15 protein-coding genes are annotated in these 16,082 nt (G+C 72.7%); 8 read left to right on the top strand and 7 right to left on the bottom strand.

All coding sequences use genetic code 11. The features are described 5' to 3' along the window. The first annotated feature begins 18 nt into the window (after window positions 1–18). Window positions 19–2,337, top strand: a complete 2,319-nt coding sequence (locus tag ACSRUE_RS03085) for a methyltransferase domain-containing protein (protein ID WP_441289706.1) — start codon at window positions 19–21, stop codon at window positions 2,335–2,337. A 12-nt stretch (window positions 2,338–2,349) separates the two neighbouring features. Here the strand turns inward: ACSRUE_RS03085 and ACSRUE_RS03080 are convergent, their stop codons facing one another. Continuing rightward, window positions 2,350–2,802, bottom strand: coding sequence for a nuclear transport factor 2 family protein (locus ACSRUE_RS03080; RefSeq protein WP_441289705.1), 453 nt, complete (start codon window positions 2,800–2,802; stop codon window positions 2,350–2,352). Window positions 2,803–3,265: 463 nt separating this feature from the next. Here ACSRUE_RS03080 and ACSRUE_RS03075 point away from each other — a divergent pair, with 463 nt between their 5' ends. Then, entirely contained in the window at window positions 3,266–3,994 is a 729-nt protein-coding gene (locus tag ACSRUE_RS03075) for a hypothetical protein (RefSeq protein ID WP_441289704.1), read from the top strand. Between the two features lie 69 nt (window positions 3,995–4,063). Here the strand turns inward: ACSRUE_RS03075 and miaA are convergent, their stop codons facing one another. Genes miaA through ACSRUE_RS03060 form a run of 3 tightly spaced genes read right to left on the bottom strand, consistent with a single transcriptional unit; the run spans window position 4,064 to window position 7,709 of the window. Beyond that, the gene (gene miaA / locus ACSRUE_RS03070; protein ID WP_441289703.1) at window positions 4,064–5,008 is read right to left on the bottom strand and encodes a tRNA (adenosine(37)-N6)-dimethylallyltransferase MiaA; all 945 of its coding nucleotides are present in this window, start codon (window positions 5,006–5,008) and stop codon (window positions 4,064–4,066) included. Continuing rightward, window positions 5,005–7,041 (bottom strand): DNA mismatch repair endonuclease MutL, encoded by a 2,037-nt coding sequence (gene mutL, locus ACSRUE_RS03065; protein ID WP_441289702.1) that lies wholly within the window; start codon window positions 7,039–7,041, stop codon window positions 5,005–5,007. Before mutL ends, miaA begins: the two co-directional genes overlap by 4 nt. Next, window positions 7,038–7,709 carry a hypothetical protein gene (locus ACSRUE_RS03060; protein ID WP_437762578.1) on the bottom strand — a complete coding sequence of 224 codons (672 nt, stop codon included), beginning with the start codon at window positions 7,707–7,709 and terminating at the stop codon, window positions 7,038–7,040. The genes mutL and ACSRUE_RS03060 overlap by 4 nt, the downstream gene beginning before the upstream one ends. 137 nt (window positions 7,710–7,846) lie before the next feature. Here ACSRUE_RS03060 and ACSRUE_RS03055 point away from each other — a divergent pair, with 137 nt between their 5' ends. Then, on the top strand, window positions 7,847–9,133 hold the full coding sequence (locus tag ACSRUE_RS03055) for an RNA polymerase factor sigma-32 (RefSeq protein ID WP_437762577.1): 1,287 nt from the start codon (window positions 7,847–7,849) through the stop codon (window positions 9,131–9,133). Window positions 9,134–9,136: 3 nt separating this feature from the next. Beyond that, window positions 9,137–10,015 (top strand): 16S rRNA (cytidine(1402)-2'-O)-methyltransferase, encoded by an 879-nt coding sequence (gene rsmI, locus ACSRUE_RS03050; RefSeq protein WP_441289701.1) that lies wholly within the window; start codon window positions 9,137–9,139, stop codon window positions 10,013–10,015. 5 nt (window positions 10,016–10,020) lie between these two features. Here rsmI and ACSRUE_RS03045 read toward each other — a convergent pair whose 3' ends face one another. Further along, window positions 10,021–11,154, bottom strand: a complete 1,134-nt coding sequence (locus ACSRUE_RS03045; protein ID WP_441289700.1) for a mannose-1-phosphate guanylyltransferase — start codon at window positions 11,152–11,154, stop codon at window positions 10,021–10,023. An 80-nt stretch (window positions 11,155–11,234) separates the two neighbouring features. Continuing rightward, window positions 11,235–11,510: a hypothetical protein gene (locus ACSRUE_RS03040; RefSeq protein ID WP_441289699.1), complete on the bottom strand. Its 276-nt coding sequence runs from the start codon at window positions 11,508–11,510 to the stop codon at window positions 11,235–11,237. A 169-nt stretch (window positions 11,511–11,679) separates the two neighbouring features. On the opposite strand from ACSRUE_RS03040, the gene ACSRUE_RS03035 reads away from it, so the two are divergent. Genes ACSRUE_RS03035 through ACSRUE_RS03020 form a run of 4 tightly spaced genes read left to right on the top strand, consistent with a single transcriptional unit; the run spans window position 11,680 to window position 14,481 of the window. Further along, window positions 11,680–12,192 (top strand): NADH-quinone oxidoreductase subunit A, encoded by a 513-nt coding sequence (locus ACSRUE_RS03035; protein WP_437762573.1) that lies wholly within the window; start codon window positions 11,680–11,682, stop codon window positions 12,190–12,192. Next, window positions 12,189–12,737, top strand: a complete 549-nt coding sequence (nuoB, locus tag ACSRUE_RS03030) for an NADH-quinone oxidoreductase subunit NuoB (RefSeq protein ID WP_437278754.1) — start codon at window positions 12,189–12,191, stop codon at window positions 12,735–12,737. Before ACSRUE_RS03035 ends, nuoB begins: the two co-directional genes overlap by 4 nt. Window positions 12,738–12,769: 32 nt before the next feature. Beyond that, a complete protein-coding gene (locus ACSRUE_RS03025) occupies window positions 12,770–13,318 on the top strand; it encodes an NADH-quinone oxidoreductase subunit C (RefSeq protein WP_437762572.1) in 549 nt (182 codons plus the stop codon). After that, window positions 13,315–14,481, top strand: coding sequence for an NADH-quinone oxidoreductase subunit D (locus ACSRUE_RS03020; protein WP_441289698.1), 1,167 nt, complete (start codon window positions 13,315–13,317; stop codon window positions 14,479–14,481). Before ACSRUE_RS03025 ends, ACSRUE_RS03020 begins: the two co-directional genes overlap by 4 nt. A gap of 54 nt (window positions 14,482–14,535) precedes the next feature. Here ACSRUE_RS03020 and ACSRUE_RS03015 read toward each other — a convergent pair whose 3' ends face one another. After that, window positions 14,536–15,993, bottom strand: coding sequence for a fibronectin type III domain-containing protein (locus tag ACSRUE_RS03015; RefSeq protein ID WP_441289697.1), 1,458 nt, complete (start codon window positions 15,991–15,993; stop codon window positions 14,536–14,538). Window positions 15,994–16,082: the final 89 nt, after the last annotated feature.

Raw genomic sequence — 16,082 nt, 5'->3', positions numbered from 1 at the left:
CGGCGTACACTCGTCACCATGACGACGCGCGCGCCGGCGGGGTACGAGGCAGATCAACGGCGAGACGACCTGTCCGCGTACGCGCGGTACCTGTCCGCGATGGACGCGTCGATGCGCCAGAAGGTCGCGCTCACGGCAGCGCACCTCCTGTGCGAGGGCCGCGTCGCCGACATGGGCATGGGCTCGGGGCAGGGCAGCGCCGCGCTGGCCCAGCTCTACCCGCGCCTCGAGGTCATCGGCGTCGACATCGATCCGACGGTCGTCGAGCTCGCGCGCCGCGCTCATCAGCACCCGAACCTGGGCTTTCAGCTGGGCGACATCGCCAGGACGGTATTCCCGCCCGAGAGCCTCGACGGGATCTTCGACTCGTCGGTGCTCCACCACGTCACCTCGTACGGGGGCTACCGCCACGCGAACGCCGCCGAAGCGCTCGCGGCGCAGGTGGAGCAGCTCTCGCCGGGCGGGGTGCTCGTGGTGAGGGACTTCGTCGATCCCGGGCCGGAGACGGTGTTTCTGGACGTGCCCGCCGACGACGGCGACGACGGCCGCGATCCCCGCGGCGCCTCGACGGCGGCGCTGCTCGAGCGGTTCGCGGGCGAGTTTCGCGCGCTCTCGCCGGAGCCGGGGTTCCCGCTGGCGCGCGCCCCGCGCGAGCCGTCCGGCGCGCTCCCCGCGCCGCGCCCGGGGTGGCGCCGGTACCGGCTCGCCCACAAGCATGCTGTCGAGTTCGTGTTGAGGAAGGATTACCGCGCTGACTGGGAAGCCGAGGTCAAGGAGGAGTACACCTATTTCTCTCAAGCGCAGTTCGAGGCGCTCTTCGCCCGGCTCGGCCTGCGCGTGCTGTCGTCGACGCCGCTGCGCAACCCCTGGATCGTGCGGAACAGGTTCGCCGGTCGCTTCGAGCTCCGGGACGCCACGGGCGCCCGACTGCCTCATCCGCCGACCAACTACCTGATCGTCGGAGAGAAGGTGAAGGCCGGTCAAGGGGTCGCGTTCCGGCTCGCGCCCGCGGAGAGCGCCCGGCAGTTCTTGCGGATCGAGCACCACCAGGATCGGGCGACAGGGCAGGTGTTCGACCTGGCGGCGCGGCCGCACCCCACGCTGGACATCGTGCCGTTCTTCTTCGCGGGTGAGACGGCGTATGTGCTGGCGCGGACAAGCTATCCGCGGCCGATCGCGCGCGCCTGCCGGGAGGAGACGCCGCCCCTCGACGGCAGCGGGCCGGCGGACTATCTGGCCGAGCCGATCGCGGTCGTGCAGACCGAGTTCCCTGTCGGGCACACGGTCGAGCATGCGCTGGAGCGGGCGGCCGGGGTGCGGGCGGCGGCGATCCAGCGCATGATCCCGGGCACGACGTACTACCCGTCGCCGGGTGGCATCCTCGAAGAGGTGCGCTCGATGCTGGTGGAGGTCGAGCCCACGTTCGTGAACGCGCCCTCGGAGAACGTGTCGGGGTTCGGCACCTCGGGGCGCATCCGCGCCATCGAGGCGCGCCAGCTCCTCCGCGCCGCGCAGGTCGGCGGCCTGCCCGACGCGCGGCTCGAGCTGAACGTCTACGACCTCCTGGCGCGCTTCGGCCTGCCGTTCGGGCCGTGGATCGGCGACGAGATCCCGCTCGCGGCGGCCGGCGCGGGCGCCGCCGTGCAGCCGACGTCGCTCGCCGCGCTGCTCGGGCGCCCGAGCCGCCGGAGGTTCTCGCGGGTGGACCCGGGCGCCAGCGCGGGGTTCCTCGAGGTGCGGCGGGCGCGCTTCGAGGAGCTGACCGCAGACGGCGGCGTGGTGGCCGCGCGGGAGCTGGAGTACGTGGTGCCTCGGCCGCTCGGGGTGCTCACGGTCTCGACGGCGCTGCTCGCGCGGGCGCCGTCGGGGGAGGTCGTGCTCGGCGTGGACGATCACGATCTCCCGGCCGCCCAGAGCTTCTCGGGCGACAGCGGCATCCTGGTCGCGCCGGCGTGGCGGCTGCCGCGCGACGTGAGCGCGCTGGCGGCCGCCGAGGCGTTCGTGCGCGAGCGGCTTCAGGCCGAGTACGGCCTTCGGGTGGGGGCGGCCGTCGAGCTCGGAGGGGCCTACCGCCCTTCGGCAGGGCTGACCCCGGAGCTGGTCCAGCCGCTCGCCTTCGTGGTCACCGCGGCGCCTGCCTCGGCCGGCGCGCCCGCCTCGGCTGCCGCCGCGCCCGGCCTCGCGCCGGGGTCCGATGCCGCTCGGCGGCTCTCGTGGGTGCCGCTGATCGAGCTCGTCGCGGGGCGCGAGCGCCTGCCGGACGGCCACCTCCGCGTCGCGGCCCTGCGCGCGGCGCACGCGCTCGGCCTGGCGATCGCGCCGCCCCACCCGCGGTGACCCGCGGCGGGCCTACCTGAGCGCTTCCTCGAACATGCTCGTGTTGCCGGTCTGGTACGATATCTCGAACCTGACCTTGGAGACTTTCCAGCCGCCTGCGTGCCTGGCGAGCTCATAGCGGTAGTGGCCCGCGACCAGCCAGTCCTCGCCGCCCGGCGCGCGCGCGAACCGATGGTGGGCGCGGACATGGCACTCCACGGTGGCGTGCTCTCCTTTCACCTCGATGTCCAGGGGGCCGAGGAAATGCTGTGATGCGTCGATCGCGTCGTGAAACTTGCTCCAGCCCGCGAGCAGATCGTCCGTCTTCTGCTCCTGCGGCTCGCCCCCGAAGATCGACGTGAAATCGGCCACCACGACGTCGGCATAGAGGCCGCGGAGCTCGGTCCAGCGCCGCTTATCGATGTGGTGGGCGATCCGCACAACGACATTCTGGATCGCCTGCACGTCACTCAACTCTCGCGTCATGGTCGTCCTTTCGTCGCATGGAGCAGGAGGCGCCGTGCTCCGTGGTGAGCTCTCTCGAGCCGTTCCTGGCGGGAGGAGAGATGCGGTTAGCATGGACGTAAAATGGCGAGAAGGGCCCCGCCCCCTCGCCGTCTGGGGTTCGACGTCGTTCGAGGGAGGCTGTCGACCCGGAGCGGCGCCGGGGTGAGCCCATGAAGCCCGGCGAGCTGCGGTGTCGATGACGCGCTGGTGGCCCCCTGATGCTTGGACCCCGCAACCGCGCTCGGCAAACGGCGGTTTCGAGGCCTCAGCGGCGCCGCCGGCGGGCGCGCGAACATGCCGTATCTGCGCGCGCCGCCCGCGCGCGCGAGGAGATCCGGGCCTCCGCGGCGGCTGGCACGCCGGGCGCTTACCGCGTCGCACATCGCCGGCTCGCCGGCCGCTCCCCGCGGCGCACCGCGGGGCGGAAGACCCCATGGAACTCATGAGCAATTCCCTGAAGATCCCGATGCCCGGCGCCGCGCCGACGGACCTCGCGAGCCGGAGCAGGAGGCTCGGGTGGAGCGCGCGCGCCGATGCCGGGAGGGCCCGATCGTTCGTCGCGCTGCGCGGGCGCATGCTCGCGAGCCCGAGCCTGGCCGGGGCGCTCCATTTCATGCAGGTGACGAACCGCCCTTGGGAGCCCCATGAGCTCAGGGCGTGGCTCGACAATCACGTGATCGCTCCGGGGTGGATGAGGCCCCCGCGCGCGGTGCGCGAGCCGGGCGCGGAGACCGTGGCGCTCGGCGAGCTGGACGAGCGGCCCGAGGCGGTCGCGGCGCTCACCGGGCGCGCGCGCCGGCGCGTGGGGAGCGCGCTGCTCGACTTCGTGGCGCCGGACCCCGACGGCAGGTTTCTCCGTGCAGCGCTGTACAGCGCGCGCGTCCGCTGGACCGTGGTGGGCGACCGATCCGGCTGGCTGCCGGCGCCGCGCGAGAGCGACTTCCTGAGCGACGTCGTGCTCAGCCTCTTCGCCGCGGCGATCCTCTCGGGCCCGGACATCTATCAGCGCCACATGACCGTCTGCTCGCACTGCGGGCGCGTCGCGTTTGCCCAGGAGGCGCGGCCGTCCACCGCGGCCTGCCCGCGCTGCGACGGCGAGGTCCGGTGGCGCCTCCCCCTGGCCGGAGCGGGCCGGCGCCGCGGCGGCGGGACCGGCGAAGAGCGCGCATGAGCGGTGCCCGCGGGCCCTCGCCGGCGGGGGGTCCTGGTTTAAATTGTTGTAATTGTTATTGTTTATGGCTCATGACAGCGCGACGTACGCGACCGCCTGGTCCCTCAACCACGTGCGCTGCCGGCGCACGAAGGTGCGCGTGGCGCGCACGATGGCCGGCGCGAGCTCGTCGGCGGGCAGGCGCCCTTCCAGGTGCTCGCGCACCTGCCGGTAGCCGACGGAGCCCATCGCCCGCGCGTCGCTGTGGCCGCGGGAAAGGAGCGAGCGGACCTCCTCCACCCAGCCCTGCTCCAGCCACCCGGCGACGCGGGCCTCGATGCGGCGGTCGAGCTCGGCGCGGTCCCGGTGCACCGCGAGCAGGCGCGCGGCGTGCCGGCGCTCCCGGAAGCCGTGCTCCGCGTGCCACGCGCTCTGCGTCCGGCCCGAGCGCTCGTAGATCTCGAGCGCCCGGCTGACCCGCACGAGGTCGTTGGGCGCGAGGCGGGCCGCGCTCTCCGGATCCACGGCGGCGAGGCGCGCGTGGAGCGCGGCGCGCCCCTCGGCGTCGGCGATCGCGCGGTGGCGCGCGCGCGCCTCGGGATCGGCGGGCGGCGCGGGCGACAGGCCGAGGACGAGCGCCTTCACCCAGAGGAACGTGCCGCCGCAGACGACGGGGACCCGGCCGCGGCCGCGGATGTCGTCGATCGCCGCCTCGGCGAGCTCCGCGAAGCGCTGGGCGTCGATCGCCTGGAGCGGATCGACCGCGTCGACCAGGTGGTGCGCCGCGCGCGCCCGCTCGGCGAGCGTCGGCTTCCCGGAGCCGAGGTCGAACTCCCGGTAGATCTGCACGCTGTCGGCGCTCACCACCTCGCCGCCGAACCGCTCCGCGAGCCGGATGGCGAGCTCGGTCTTGCCGCTCGCCGTCGGGCCGACCACGACGAGCAGCTCACCCGGCGCCGGCGGCGCGATCGTCTCCCACGACGGCGGCGCGGCCGCGCCGGCGTCCGGGGCGAGCTCGAGCGCCGCCTCGCTCACCGCCTCCCCACGCGGTGCTCCAGCTCCGGCCAGCCGACGCGCATCACGATGGGCCGACCGTGCGGGCAGTGGCCGGCGAAGTCGACCTCGTCGAGCGCCGTGAGCAGCGCCCGCGCCTCCTCCGGCGCCACCGGGTCGCCCGCGCGCACCGAGCCGTGGCAGGCCATCGTCGCGAGCGCGAGGTCGACAGCGCCCGAGAAGGCGCGCTCGCCCGAGTGGCTGAGCTCGTCCACGAGGTCGCGCACGAGGCGCTCGGGCGCCGCGCGGCGGAGCAGCGTCGGCACCGCGTGCACCGCGAGCTGCGCCGCGCCCGCCGGGCGCACGTCGAGCCCGAGCCGCGCGATCGCCTCCTGCGCCTCCTCGACGAGCGCCACCTCCGCGGGGGCCGCCTGGACGATCACGGGGAAGAGCAGCTTCTGCGTGGCGACGTCGCGCCCGTCGTACGACGCGCGCAGGCGGTGGAACGTCACGCGCTCCGCCGCGGCGTGCTGATCGAGGAAGTAGATGCCGTCCGGCCCCTCGCACACGAAGAAGGTGTTGCGCACCTGGGCGAGGAAGCGCAGCGACCGCCAGGCGACCACGCGCTCGGCCGCGGCGAGCACCGGCCCGCTGCTGGTCGGGTAGGGGACGGGCGGCGACCCCGGCGCGGGCGCGGGCGGCTCGCCCGGCCCGCCGCGTGCCGGGAAATCGAGCGCAGCGATGTCGGCCCACGCCGCGAGCTGCGCCGGCGCTGCCGGCCCGGCCGGCGCGGCGTGAGGGCGCGCCGGCGGGACCCCGCCGAGGTCGCCGCCGAGGCCCCACGGATCGGCCGGCGGCGCCTGCGGCTCGCCCGATGCGCCCGCGGCGGGCGTCGATGGACCTGCCGCGGGCGCCTCCGCCGCGGGGCCGCTCGACCAGACCCAGGCGTCTCCGGGCGGGGACGCCGCGTCCTCGAAGAGCTTGCCCTTGCGGCCCTGGAAGCCGCCGGGGGCCGGCGCGGGCAGACCGAACGCCGCGGCCACCTGCGCGGCGACGATCTTGTAGAGCGCGTCGGCGACGGCGCGGCCGTCGGCGAAGCGGACCTCGGCCTTCTGGGGGTGGACGTTCACGTCCACGAGCTCGGCGGGCAGATCGATGAACACCGCGCCGATGGGGTACCGGCCCGGCTCGAGGACGCTGCCGTAGGCGAGCGCGATCGAGCGCGCCAGCGAGCGGTCGCGAACGTGCCGGCCGTTCACGAACATCCACAGCCAGCTGGCGCCCGAGCGGGCGCGCTCCGGCCGCGACACGAACGCCTCGACCGTGAGCGGCCCCCGCTGGCCCGCGCACGTCGCGAGCTCCTCGCCCGCGAGCATCGCGCGCGCCCGCTCCGCGCGGCTCGAGGTGCGCAGCCACTCCCGCGCGACGCGCCCGTCGCGCGAGAGGACCAGCGTCACGCCCGGCTCGCCGAGCGCGACCGCCTGCGCGATCTCGGACACGTGCGCCGACTCCGTGCCGACGGCGCGCAGGAACTTGCGCCGCGCGGGGACGTTGAAGAAGAGATCGCGCACCTCGACCACGGTGCCGGCGGCGCACCCGCAGGGGATGGCCTGCGCCGCGCCGCCGCCCTCGATCCGGATCTCCGTCCCCTCGGACTCGCCGTCGCGCCGCGTCCGCAGCGAGAAGCGGCTCACCGAGGCGATGCTCGGGAGCGCCTCGCCGCGGAAGCCGAAGCTCTGGATGCTGCGGAGGTCGTCGAGCCGGGCGATCTTGCTCGTGGCGTGGCGGAGCACCGCGAGGGAGGCGTCCTCGCGGCTCATCCCGCGCCCGTCGTCCGCGACGCGCACCAGGCCGACGCCGCCCCCCTCGATGTCGACACGGATGCGGCGCGCGCCCGCGTCGAGCGCGTTCTCGACGAGCTCCTTCACGACGCTCGCCGGCCGCTCGACCACCTCGCCCGCCGCGATCTGGTTGGCGAGGTCGTCCGGGAGGATGGCGACCTTCCGCTCTTCGGCCTGCGCCTGCGTGAGCGTCGATCGAGGATCCGCGCCGGCGATCCTCTCCGCGGTGCTCATGGCTCGTCGCCGGGGTCGACCGCCCGGGCGACCGCCTGGAAGTACACCTTGGTGCGCTCCCGCGTCAGCGCCACCGCGGCCGAGCCGAGGACGGCCAGCTCGAAGATCACGAAGCGCACCCGCTCGGCGGTCCACCAGAGGCCGGTGTTCGTGAGGCCCGCGCGCTCGGGGATGTCCGGCGGAAGGAGCGCCCCCGCCTGCGCCACCATGTCGATCCAGGCCCCACGGACGCCCCGCGTGAGCGCGTACTCGAGCGCGGCGAAGGCCAGGTTGGCGACGAGGACCTGGAGGACGAAGCCGCGCGTGCCGGGCCGCCCGCCGAGCGCCAGCCCGCTCGCGACGACGAGCAGCCCGCCGAGGAGCAGCTTCCCGATGCTGAGGGGGAAGGTGACGTCCTGGTACAGGCTCAGCGCGCGCGCCTGCGCGGCCTCGAGCACGAGGAACGTGAACTGGAACGGATCGCCCTGGTCGCGCGCTTGCTCGGCCACGGCCATGACGTCGGGGGCCATGCCGGCGCGCAGGTACATGGCCGTCCCGCACCCGGCCATGAAGCCGCGCACGCCGATGAGCCAGGTGAGCAGCATGGTGGCCACCAGGTACCAGGGGCGCAGCGAGCGCGGGCGCGGAGGGCGGTGCGAGTCCACGTGGAGGAGGCTGGCGTGTAGCACGTTCTCCGATCTTGCGCGCTCTCTTCCTTACCTGCGGATCGCGGAGCGGGTAGCCTGCGGATCGCGAAGCGCCTGCGCGCCGGCGCAGGTGGCGCGGTGCGGCGGGGCTGTACTAGAACTTCGAGGACGAGGTCCGGGTGGCGAAGAGCAAGAGCGAGCCGCGAACGAAGCGAACGAAGGGGACCGGAGCGCCCCAGCCCGACGGGGTGGCGAAGGCGGGGCTCCAGGCCGGAGCGGAGGATGACGGCGCGGCCGCCCGGCCCGGCTCGGACGCGGCCCCCCGGCCCGCCGCGAAGCGCCGCGCGCGCTCCGCCGCGAAGGACGGCGGGCCCGCGCGCGGCGGCGAAGCGCAGCCCGCGGCGAGCGACGACGAGGGCCCGCGCGAGGACGACGACGAGGCGGACGGCGCGCCCGAGAGCGGCGGCGCGAGGACGGGCGACGTCGACGAGGGCGACGTCGTGGAGGTCGTCGGCGAGGTGATCGACGACGCGGGCGTCGATCTGAACGACATCGAGCTCCCGAAGTCCGCGCGGGTCAGCGGCGGCGAGGGCCGCGGCGGCGGCGACGTCGCGCTGTCGCGCACGGACCCGCTGCAGGCCTACCTGCGCGAGGTGCAGCGCCACGCGCTGCTCACGCCGGACGAGGAGAAGGAGCTGACGATCAAGTACACGAAGACGCAGGACGTCGCGACCGCCGCGCGGCTCGTGACGGCGAACCTGCGGCTCGTGGTCAAGCTCGCGTACGAGTACCGGCGCGCCTACAAGAACATCATGGACCTCATCCAGGAGGGGAACATCGGCCTGATGCAGGCCGTGAAGCGCTACGACCCGTACCGCGGCGTGAAGCTGTCCTCGTACGCGGCCTGGTGGATCCGCGCGTACATCCTCCGCTTCATCCTCAACAACTGGCGCCTCGTGAAGCTCGGCACGACGCAGGCGCAGCGGAAGCTCTTCTTCAACCTCAACAAGGAGAAGGCGAAGCTCTCGGCGATGGGCATCGAGCCCACGGCGGCGGAGATCGCGAAGCGCCTGTCGGTCGAGGAGAAGGAGGTGGTCGACATGGACCGCCGCCTCTCGAGCGGAGAGGCCTCGCTCGACGCCCCGGTCGGCGATCTCGAGGGCCGGACGATCCCGCGCGTCGAGCTGCTCGTGTCGTCGGGGGCGAGCCCGGACATCGCGTTCGAGGCGCGCGAGATGGGCAGGCTCGTCCACGATCGGCTCTCGAAGTTCCGCGAGACGCTGAAGGGCAAGGACGTGATCATCTTCGACAAGCGCATGGCCGCGGAGGACCCGCTCACGCTCCAGGAGCTCGGCAACGAGTTCGGCATCTCGCGCGAGCGCGTGCGCCAGCTCGAGGCGCGGCTCCAGTCCAAGCTGCGGACGTACCTCCAGGAGGAGCTCGGCGACGCCGTCGAGATGGACTAGGCCGTGTCGAGCGGCGGCGAGCAGGGCGGGTCGAGCGATCGCGGGTGCCTCTACGTGGTGGCGACGCCGATCGGCAACCTCGGCGACATCACGCTGCGCGCGGTCGAGACGCTGCGCGGGGCGGACCGGATCCTCGCGGAGGACACGCGGCGGGCCCGGGCGCTCCTCGGCCACCTCGGCGTCTCGGGCAAGCCGGTCGACCGGTTCGACGCGCACGCCTCGGAGGCGGACGCGGCGCGCGCGGCCGCGCGGCTCGCGGCGGGCGAGTCGATCGCCTTCATGACCGACGCCGGCACGCCGGTCGTGAGCGATCCGGGGACGGCGCTCGTGCGCGCGGCCACGGAGGCGGGGGCGCGCGTCGTGGCGATCCCCGGGCCGAGCGCGGTGATGGTGGCGGTGAGCGCGTCGGGGCTGGTGACGGGGGGCTTCCGCTTCGTCGGGTTCCTGCCCCGCGGCGGGCGCGAGCGGCGCGAGGCGCTGGCCGTCGTCACGTCGACGCCGGAGGCGGTGGTGCTGTTCGAGTCGCCGCGGCGCTTCCGCGAGACGCTCGCCGAGCTCGCCGAGCGGATGCCCGGGCGGCGCGCCGTCGTCGCGCGCGAGCTGACGAAGGTGCACGAGGAGATCCTGAGCGGCAGCGTGCAGGAGCTCGCGGCGATCGAGCGCGAGTGGCTCGGGGAGATCACGCTCGTGCTCGCGCCCGCGGCGCCGGCCGCGGAGGGCGCGCGCCCGAGCGACGAGGAGCTCGACGCGCGCATCGATCGGGAGCTCGCCCAGGGGAGGCGGGCGAAGCACATCGCCGAGGAGCTGTCGGTGGAGCTCGGGCTACCGCGGCGCGAGATCTACGCGCGGGCGGTGGCGCGGCGGGCAGCGCCGCGAGAGTAGCGCGGTCACGTGTGCCGGCCCTGCCCTCGCGCCTTCAGCGCGTCGACCGCGTGCTTCACCTCCTGGGCCCGATCGCGCGGCACGATGAGCAGCGCGTCGTCGGTCTCGACCACCACGAGGCCCTCCACGCCGACGAGCGCGATCACCCGGCGATCGTCGGGCGCGGCGCGCGCGCGCAGATCGACCACGTGGTTTCCGTGCGCGTCGACCAGCACCGACCCCGCGGGCGCGCAGTTGCCTCGCTCGTCCTTGTCGGCGAGCTCCCAGGCGCTCTGCCAGCTGCCCACGTCGCTCCAGCCGAAGTCGCCGGGCACCACGGCGAGCCCGGCGACGTGCTCCATCACGCCGTGATCGATGCTGACGGCCGGCAGGCCCGGGAACACCCGCAGGACGGCCTCCGCCTCGGCGCCCGGGCCCAGCGCGGCGGCGCGGTCGATCTCGTCGAGCCCCGCGGCGAGCGCCGGCAGGTGGTCGCGGATCGCGGCCAGCATGTCGCCCGCGCGGAAGATGAACATCCCCGCGTTCCAGAGGAAGCGGCCGCTCGCCACGAACTCCGCGGCGCGCTCGCGGCTCGGCTTCTCGACGAAGCGCCGCACGCGGCGGGGCTCCGTGGGCGCCGCGCCCTCCGCACCGGCGGACGCCTCCACCTCGATGTAGCCGAAGCCCGTCTCCGGGTGCGTCGGGCGGACGCCGATCGTCGTGATCGCGCCGCCCTGGGCCGAGGCGACGGCGGCCCCCAGCGCCTCGAGGAACCGCGGCACGTCGGCGATGTGGTGGTCGCTCGGGAGCACGACGACGACCGCCCCGGGGTCGTCGCGCGCGATGGTGGCGGCCGCCCAGCCGATGCACGGCGCCGTGTTGCGCGGCGCTGGCTCGACCAGCAGGCGCCGCTCGGACACCTCGGGCAGCGCCGCGCGGGTAGGCGCGACCAGGTGCTCGCCGGTCGCGATCCAGACGCGCTCCCAGCCCGCGCGGGCGCACAGCGGGAGCACGCGGCGCGCCGTCGCGGCGAGGAGCGGCTCGCCGCCGAGCAGCGGCAAGAGCTGCTTCGGGCGCGCGGCGCGCGACGCCGGCCAGAAGCGTGTGCCCGCGCCGCCGGCGAGGATCAGGACATGAAGGGAGGGGTCGGTCGGGGTCATCGGCGCATCTCCGCGGTTTGGACGTGCGGCTTGGACGGCGAAGAGGGTCGCACGGTTGCGGTGCGGCCGCCGCGGGGCGCTCAGGCGAGGCCGGGCAGCGCGCGCGCGTAGGCCACCATCGCGAGGCCGAGGGGGACGACCCACAACGAGAGCGTGCCGACGCGCCGCCGCTCGGCGAGGGCGCGGAGCGCGGAGGCCGCCGCCGCCGCGAGCGCCTGCGCGGCGGCGACCCAGGCGTCGCCGTCGGCCGCGCGGAGCCAGAGCCGGGCCGCCGCGCCATGCCCGGTCGCCGAGATGGGCAGCGCCTGCGCCGCCCCCTGCACGGCCGCGAGCACCGTCACGTCAACGAGACCCACGCCCGAGCGATATCTCAGCTCGGCGCGTCCTGTCGATCCCGAGCAGCAGCGCCGGCGAGACCGGGGTCTGCCGGCTTGCCGCGGTTCAGCTTTTCACCTACATAATCACCCCTGGATCCGACCCCTCTCGCCTGAAACGAGGGGGGCGGGCCGAGCGAGGTTCCGCCCGATGTTGATGGCCTACGCCAGCGTTGCCGCGTTCTTTCTGGTGGCGATCGGCTTCATGCTCGGCTCTCTGCTGTTCGGGAAGCTGCTGCGCCCCAACAACATGTACGCCGAAAAGGTCGAGACGTACGAGTGCGGCGAAGCGCCTGTCGGGCCCGCGTGGTTCAACTTCAACCCGCGTTTTTACATCATCGCGCTCGTCTACATCATCTTCGACGTCGAGATCGCGTTCATCTACCCGGTCGCGGCCGTGTTCAAGCGCTGGGTGGACCAGGGCAGCGGGCTCTTCGCGCTGATCGAGATCTTCCTCTTCGTGGCCATCCTGATGCTCGGCTTCGCCTATGTCTGGGTGAAGGGCGATTTCAACTGGATCCGATCCATCAAGGGGGATCCGCGCGGGGCTCAGAACGTGAGCAGCCGGGCTCGGCCGCACACGCCGCTCGCGGGCGCGGGCGAAGGCGCGCCGGCAGGCCTCCCGGGTCAGGCGGCGGTCGCCGAGGGAGGTGCGGAGTCATGACATCGAACCTGAACCTGATGGCCCCGCCCCGCGGGTGGGAAGCGAAGTACGAGAGCGACGGCGGCGGCGTCATCACGACGAGCGTCGATCAGACCGTCAACTGGCTGCTCAACTGGGGCCGGTCGAACAGCGTCTGGTACATGCTCTTCGGCCTGGCCTGCTGCGCCATCGAGCTCATGCAGACCGGCGGCCCCCGCGGCGATCTCGAGCGCTTCGGGGCCGCGCCGCGGCCGAGCCCCCGGTCGAGCGACCTGTTCATCATCGCGGGGACGCTGACGTACAAGATGGCGACCCGCGTGAGGCGCCTCTATGACCAGATGTCGGAGCCGCGCTTCGTCATCTCGATGGGCAGCTGCTCGAACTGCGGGGGCCTCTTCCAGTACGCCTACTCGGTCTGCAAGGGCGTGGATCAGATCATCCCGGTCGACGTCTACGTGCCCGGCTGCCCCCCGCGCCCCGAGGCGCTGCTCGAAGGGCTCCTCAAGATCCAGGAGAAGATCAAGAGCGAGCGGGCCCTCGGCCGCCGCGGCGCGACGGGCGGTTGAGCCCTCTCCTCTCGACACCTCCCGGATCTCCCATGTCACCCGAAGCTATCTTCCAGGCGCTCCAGGCGAAGCTCGGCGAAGACGCGGTCTTCGACTTCCACCCCGTGTCCCCGAAGGATCGCGACGCCTGGCTGAAGGTCGCGCCCGCGAAGATCGAGCCCGTGTGCCGGCTCCTGCGCGAGGCGCCGGAGCTCGATTTCGATTACCTGGAGTGCATCACCGGGGTCGACTATCCCGATCTCGAGAAGATCGCCGTCGTCTATCACATCTACTCGTACGCGAAGAAGCACCGGGTCGTCCTGAAGGTGTTCCTCGACCGGGAGAGCCCGGCGGTGTCGACGCTCGTCGACGTGTGGTCGGCGGCGAACTGGCAGGAGCGGGAGTGCTTCGACCTGCTCGGCGTGCGCTTCGAGGGGCACCCGGACCTCCGCCGCCTGCTCCTGCCCGACGACTGGGAGGGGCACCCCCTCCGCAAGGACTGGCAGGAGAAGGCCGAGTACCGCGGCATCCCGACGCAGCGGCCGAACCCCGTCGAGCTCTTCAAGATCAAGCTCCCGAAGAAGGACGCGGAGGCGTCATGAGCCAGGTCATCTTCAGCGTCGACCGCGGGGGCGCGGCGCCGGGCGCCGAGATGGAAGACGAGATGACCCTCAACATGGGGCCTCATCACCCGTCGACCCACGGCGTGCTCCGCTTCGTCATCTCGACGGACGGCGAGATCATCCGGAAGGCGGTGCCGGACGTCGGCTACCTGCACCGGAGCATCGAGAAGATCGGCGAGCGCTGCACCTACAGCGGCTTCATGCCGTACACGGATCGCGTCGACTACATCGCCGCGATGTTCGCCAACGAGGCCTGGGCGAGCGCCTGCGAGAAGCTGATGGGCATCGAGGTGCCGAAGCGGGCGCAGTACCTCCGCGTCATCTCCTGCGAGCTCAACCGGATCGGGAGCCACATGATCGCGCTCGGCGCGATGGCGATGGACGTCGGCGCGGTCACGCCCTTCCCGTGGGCGCTGCGAGAGCGGGAGTACATCAACGACTTCATCGAGGAGCTGTGCGGCGCGCGGCTCACCTTCAATTACCACCGCATCGGCGGCGTGTCGTTCGACATGCCGAAGGGGTGGGCCGACAAGGTGAGGCACTGGCTCGACCGCTTCGAGCCGATCATGGTCGAGTTCGACCGGCTCATCAGCCTGAACGACATCTTCATCAAGCGCCTCGCCAACGTCGCCGTGGTCACGGCCGAGGAGGCGAAGGACTGGGGGCTCGTCGGCCCCAACCTGCGCGGGTCCGGCGTGAAATGGGATCTCCGCAAGGAGGACGCCTATTCGGTCTACCCCGAGCTCGAGTTCGACGTGCCCGTGGGGCGCGGGCGCTACGGGGCCGTGGGAGACTGCTGGGACCGGTTTTACGTCCGCGTCGAGGAGTGCCGCGAGTCGGCGAAGATCCTGCGCCAGGCGCTCGACAAGATCGACGAGCACCCGGAGGACGACATCCTGGGCAAGCTGCCGAAGAAGATGCGGCCCGACGGGGAGGCGTACGCTCGCATCGAGAGCGCCCGCGGCGACATGGGCTGTTATGTCATCGGGCGCGGCGCGGAGGAGGCGTACCGGGCGCGCTTCCGGACGGGGAGCTTCACCGCGATGGCGATGATCGAGGCCAAGAGCCCCGGCCTGTTCCTGGCCGACCTCGTGGCGCTCATCGCGAGCTTCGACGTCGTGGCGCCCGAGATCGACAGGTGAGCGGGGCGAGGGGCGATCTCGCGTGGCGGGCGTCCCGCACTGGCGCGAGCTGCATCAGGGGCGCACGACCCGTGAATTGACGGCGCCCTCGAAGACCCCGAGCCCCGGTCGCACGCGGGGCCCGCTCGACTTCGGCACGGCCTCGATCGAGAGGCCGCCCTCGGATGTCACGTTGACGCGGCACTCCGCGCCGACGTCGAGCGTCTGCGAGATCTCCTCCCAGGCTGCCTCCACGCCGCGCCGAACCTTGTAGTCCAGTATCTCGAGCAGACCGAGACCCAAAACCTCATAGTACCAATCGGAGTCCGCATCGACCTCGAGGTTGCTCGTGACGATGCTGAGCGCGCCGTCAGCGCACACGAAATCCAGATCGAAATCGACGTCCACCTCGGGGTCGGGCAGCCACGTGCTGTAGGCCAGATCGAGGTCGACGTGGGCCGTCGTGCACTCGGCTTCGCTCGCTGGGCAGCCGCGGGTGATCTCCACCGCAGGGCCGTACAGGTTGCCCCAGTACAGATCCTCCCCGTGCAGCGAGTCACCGACCAGGGCCTCGACCCGGCTCACCAGCTCCTCGTTGGGGATGCCGAACGCCAGCAGAAACTGGGCGGCGGTGTGATTGTAGCCCGCCCAGGCCGGATGGGCGCGTAGCTCCGCATGGGTGACGGTGAGCGTCGGGGAATGGCCGCCGTCGGTGTCGAGCCAGTGGCAGCTGGAGGCAGACCCGAAGTCGCGATCGAAGACCTCCATGCCGTTCACCAGGAGCGAGAAGCCCTGCACGCAGAGAGCGTCATCGCCCTCCTTGGACAGGGTGATCTGCGTGATGTCCCCGATGTCGTCGATGGAGTCGAGGTTCAGGTCGTACGTGAACGTGCTGCCGCGTTCGAAGTCGTCACGCCCGTAGTCCATGTACGTGATGTTGCCGGACGGCACGGCGCCGCCGTTCAGGCGCGCGAACACCGCGTCATCCGTGTTGGCGTCGCTGCGATCGGCCACGCGCACCTCGAGCTGCGCCCGCCAGACTCGAAACCCCCGGCCGTCGCGCGAGAACACGCAGCGCTCCGGCGAGAAGCGCTGGCCGTACTGGTTGTACGCGCGCACACGGTAGCAATAGGACGTATCCGGGGTGAGGCCCGAATCGGTGAAACTGGCTGTCGCGCCAGAGCTCAGGGCGCTCAAGCTGCGCCGCGTTACCCAGCTGGTCGAGCCCCCGCCGCGCCGCTGCAGTTGATAGCCCGTTTCGTAGGGCGAAGAATCGCGGAAGGACAGCGCCACCGTCGTCGCTGTGCGCGTGCCGACGCTGACACCGGAAGGTGCCGCGGGCGGTTGTGTCGAGGGATCGACCGGGTCGAGCACCGGCCCGCCCTCGCCGGGCGGCGGCAAGGGGGGCAGGGCAAACGCGGTGCCCGTGAGGCTCAGCGCCGTGAGCATCAATCCCAGCGTGCGCGCTCCACGCCGTCCCTCCCGTGCTGACATGTTGGAAACCGATCGGCTGAAGTGCTGGCTCGAGAACATGGCGTAGTCCCCTTCTTTCAAGGATCGCCCCGTGCGACGCGAGCAGACCGTCCCGCTCCTCGTCGGCAACCTGGGCGATGCGATGCTCG

It is taken from the genome of Sorangium sp. KYC3313 (genome assembly GCF_052075895.1).
GTDB classification, from domain to species: Bacteria; Myxococcota_A; Polyangia; order Polyangiales; family Polyangiaceae; genus Sorangium; species Sorangium cellulosum_B.
Note: the sequence above shows the minus strand (reverse complement) of the source record. Positions and strands in the feature narration are given on the sequence as shown.